Annotated in this window: 3 protein-coding genes; 2 read left to right on the plus strand and 1 reads right to left on the minus strand. The window is 67.8% G+C overall.

What is annotated here, in order from left to right; genetic code table 11:
- Positions 1-590 precede the first annotated feature (590 nt).
- On the plus strand, positions 591-1454 hold the full coding sequence (locus OF850_RS23275; RefSeq protein ID WP_301592792.1) for an oxygenase MpaB family protein: 864 nt from the start codon (positions 591-593) through the stop codon (positions 1452-1454).
- A gap of 366 nt (positions 1455-1820) precedes the next feature.
- Positions 1821-2561 carry an SDR family oxidoreductase gene (locus OF850_RS23280; RefSeq protein WP_301592793.1) on the plus strand — a complete coding sequence of 247 codons (741 nt, stop codon included), beginning with the start codon at positions 1821-1823 and terminating at the stop codon, positions 2559-2561.
- A gap of 565 nt (positions 2562-3126) precedes the next feature.
- Here the strand turns inward: OF850_RS23280 and OF850_RS23860 are convergent.
- Positions 3127-3795: a PDZ domain-containing protein gene (locus OF850_RS23860; protein ID WP_368044728.1), complete on the minus strand. Its 669-nt coding sequence runs from the start codon at positions 3793-3795 to the stop codon at positions 3127-3129.
- Positions 3796-4200 lie beyond the last annotated feature (405 nt).

Raw genomic sequence — 4200 nt, forward strand, 5'->3', positions numbered from 1 at the left:
TCTGGTCTAGGAGGCGCGATGCGCCGGCAGAACGCCTTGCTTCTTTCCCTGGTCACCGGCGCGGCCATCGTCGTGTTGTCAGTCGGCTTCGCCTTGCTCCACTGAACAGCCGCGGCAGGGGAGGGCCGATACCTTGTTTGCCTCCAGGGCCAGTTCCACCCGCTTGCCCGACTTCTGCAGCCCTTCGGACGCCGCACACCAATGCTCACGAACAAGCCGCATATCGCGTTCTCTGGGTCCATGCGCTGACGCAGCATGAGGTCACGTGCCTCCAGCAGCTTGCACATGCCTGGGGCCGCCTCACTCTTGACGCGCATTGGCCGGTAGAAGCTTGGTTCAGGGGTTGCGGAGGGCGAGGTCGGCCAAAGAAACGTCGGTCGATACGTCCGATGCGCCAGTGCGTCGGCAGACCTCCCCGGCGAGCGCATCCTGCGGTGCTGATTGCGGCGCCCGGGTGGGGAAAGGGCATCAGCCCATCAAGGCAGCCCCGCTCCTTCCGGTGGCGGCGGTGCTCGGGCCAGGGCGCTTCGTCATTGTCATTGAACTGGTCGTGGCTGGCCTGCGCGCGCACGGCCACCATATGGCACGAGATGAGATTTGCAGCGCCACTCGCGACGCGGCCAGACCCGGCGCGCGCCATCAAGGATGCCATCGCGCGCCGCGTTGTCGCCGTGTTCAACGATCGCGCGCGGGGCGAGGCGCCGGTGGCACGCCGCCTCGACGGCTTGTTCGGCCCCAAGGCTGTGGCATGGCGAGTCCATGGCGACGTCACCTCGATGATGGTTGGCGGCCTATCCTCGCTGCTGCTCCAGATGCTCCATCCGGGAGTACTGGCCGGCGTCTGGGATCATTCGAATTTCCGAACCGACATGCAGGGGCGCCTGCGCCGCACCGCGCGCTTCATCGCTTTGACTACCTATGGCGGGCGCGAGGAGGCCGAGGCGGTGATCGCCCGTGTCCGCCGCATCCATGATCGGGTGGGTGGCACCCTGCCCGACGGCACGCCCTATGCCGCGAACGACCCGGCGCTGCTGGCCTGGGTCCATGTCACCGAGGCGGTAAGCTTCCTGAATGCCTGGCGGCGCTACGTCGAACCTGGCATGTCGTCCGTGGACCAGGATCGTTACTTTGCGGAGATGGCGCAGGTGGGACGCGCATTGGGCGCGGCGCCCGTGCCGGACGACCGGGTGGCGGCGCGTCGCCTGATCCTGGACTACCGGCCGCACTTGCGGACCGACGCCCGCACGCGCGAAGTCCGCCGACTGGTGTTGAAGGCGGTCACGACCGACCCTCTGGCTGGGCGCGTGCAGGCGCTGGCGAATCATGCGTCGATCGATCTCCTGCCCGATTGGGCGCGGCGCATGCACGGGCTGCCCAATCCCCTTCTCGCCCGTCCCCTCCTGCGCGCCGGAACGTTCGGCGTGGCGCAAACCCTTCGCTGGGCGTTCCGCTGAAAGGAGTCCCGGCGACAGACGCTCGGATCTGGGCCATTGGTGGAAGACCTGGACACGGCGAAGGGTAAGAGCATCGACGGGGCGTCTCGGCCGACGCCGCTGGCGCGGGACCTTTCCGAGGCGCTCCTGGACAGGCGGCAGGTGAGGGAGATGGCGCCTCTCTTTCACTCGAACGGGCTCGATAGGATGACCTTCGGCAGGTGACCGCCCTCATCACCCAGCGTCGTGCGATTTCCGGCTCGCCCCGTGCGCGCCACGCCCCATATCGCCGCACATGACGCAAACAGCGACGCTTGGCCGGCGCCGTCCGTGCTCTGGAACCCTGGCCGCCGCCCCAACACCCCAGCGGCCGCGGGAGATCCCGCGTTGAACCCGCCGGTTGCTGCACCGGCCCTCGCCACCGCACTGGCCTCCTTCCCCGCCGATGGCATTGCCGTGGTGTTCGGCGCTGGAGGCGGCATCGGCGGGGCGCTGCTGGCGCGGCTGCGCGCCGAACCCGCCTTTCAGGCCGCGATCGGCTTCGGGCGCACCACCCTGCCGCCGATCGACCTGGAGGACGAGGCGAGCCTCGCCAGGGCGGTGGCGCAGGCGGCCGAGGTCGGCCCGCTGCGCCTGGTGATCGACGCCACCGGCTTCCTGCACGATGCGCGGCAGCGGCCGGAAAGATCCTGGCGCGACCTCGACGCCGCGGCGCTGGCACGCGCTTTCGCAATCAACGCGACCGGCCCGGCGCTGATCATGAAGCACGTTCTGCCCCGGCTGCCGAGGACCGGCAAAGCGGTGTTCGCCACGCTCTCCGCCCGCGTCGGCAGCATCGGCGACAACCGGCTCGGCGGCTGGTACGGTTACCGCGCCTCCAAGGCGGCCCTGAACCAGATCGTGCGGACGGCAGCCATTGAGCAGCGCCGCCGCTGGGCGGAGGCGCTCCGCGTCGCGTTGCATCCGGGCACGGTGGAAACGCCTCTGTCCTCACCCTTCGCGCGCGACCGCCTGATGATCCAAACGCCGTCCGAAGCGGCGGCGCGGCTGCTGGGCGTCATCGATGCGCTTGGCCCAGGGGAGAGCGGTGGCTTCTTCGACCACTACGGCGCAGTGATCCCGTGGTGAGGTGGGACGCCGCACCGTCGGCCTTCCAGGAGCGCGACGGAGTGGCCGTTTGCTTGTGCTGGCTCGCCGTCATGACATCACGCGCGTGGAGGCAATGGCCAGCCCTCCGTCTCGCGACGCCAGCGATGCAGCAGGCCCGACGCTGGCCTGACGTTTCGACGCCGCTAGGCCCGCCGCCGTGCGTCCGACGCAGCCGTGTTTGCCGCGTCGCCAGGGAGGCGGCCGGAGACGACACGCTGTTTGGCGAGATGCTCCGCTATCACCCGGGACTCAACCAGGCGGCGCTTATCGACGGGCGCCTCCTGGCCCGAGACGTTCGACCCTGCCGCGGAGGCCGATGAGCGGCACATCGCCCGGCTCTGACCTGCGGCCACTGCCTTCATCAACATCATCCGGCCACGCATCCTGCGAGCGCTCGAGTCGAAAGAGGCGCAGTGACGGCTGGCCGATGAGGTGTTTGGAAACCGAGAAGAAGTCAGGCGATGAACTTACCGCCTCGAAACTCGCCACAATAAGAGAACGCAGGGCTCCCAAGCTCCGGGAGCCCCCTTGGCCGCTGGAGTGCTCAGAAGTGCAGAGGCACGAGGCGCTCCACGCCGTTTCGCCAAACTGCCACAACGGATCGGCTGCCCGGCAGTGCTGCCGACAGGCGACGTTGCATGTCGCTGGCCCCATGGATGGGCTCGCCGTCGAAAGCGAGGAGGACATCGCCCTCCTGCAGTCCAGCCGTGTAGCCAACGCCACCGGGAAACACTTCCAGCACTCGCAGGCCGTGCCCGGCGGGCCGAGCGGCCAAGCCTTCCTCGCCCTCCATCCCGGCTGTGACACGGACTCCGAAGCGCCGCCGGGGGCGTGGGCTATCGGAGATCAGTGGGGCTGCTGCGTACGATGGTGGCGAGGCCATGGCGGGCAGCGATACAGGGATGATGGGCACGCCCGGCGCGGTACTCTGTGATTGTGCAGGGGAGGGGATCGCTGCCGCTACCGAAGGTGTAGATTGAGTTGGGGCGATCCGCCACCCACGGGCCAGCATGCAGTCATTGAAGTTCTGGTTTTGCGCGACCGCATTCCCCAGGCCCTCCGCCAGGGCGGCGCCAGCCATGGCGCCCGCGACAAAGCGTGCCGACCCGCGGGCTGTGTAACTGTATCCTGACGTCGGCGTGGCGCGAGCGAACAGTCGGCACCGCGCGGAGTCGGGGCTCAGGTCAGACGCGACCATCCCTGGGCCAGGCATGAAATCATGATTGGCGCATCCTTCAGCAAAGAGAACCAAGAACCCGCACGCTGCCGCCTTCCGGATCGGCCGTGTGCGGAAGACCTGGGAACCAAGCGACGGGATTCACAACCTTCCATCCGAATGCATCTCTACCTTGAGTTGTATATCAGGTTTAAAAAGCAACTTCGTGTCAAGGGGATGAGGAGACGCCCTCTGGAGTGCGAAGGAAAGCTTGGAAGCGCGTATGATCGGTAACGGCTCCCCTCCACACCGGCGTCGCCGTCGCTCGAGGTCGTGTCCCCGTTGGTTCTCTAATTGCTGCCGTCAAGCGTCGAACGTGTGATCGACCACGCCGGGCTCATGGTTCTCTTCGTGGTCGGCGGTTGCCGCCACACCATGGCCTTGGGTGGGTCTGGGCGGGCC

Origin of the sequence: Sabulicella glaciei (assembly GCF_026183895.1) — a bacterium.
Taxonomy (GTDB): domain Bacteria; phylum Pseudomonadota; class Alphaproteobacteria; order Acetobacterales; family Acetobacteraceae; genus Roseococcus; species Roseococcus glaciei.

Coding starts and splice junctions, on each gene's coding strand:
- OF850_RS23275 (WP_301592792.1), top strand. CDS start 591: ATGAGATTTGCAGCGCCACTCGCGACGCGGCCAGACCCGGCGCGCGCC.
- OF850_RS23860 (WP_368044728.1), bottom strand. CDS start 3,795: ATGCCTGGCCCAGGGATGGTCGCGTCTGACCTGAGCCCCGACTCCGCG.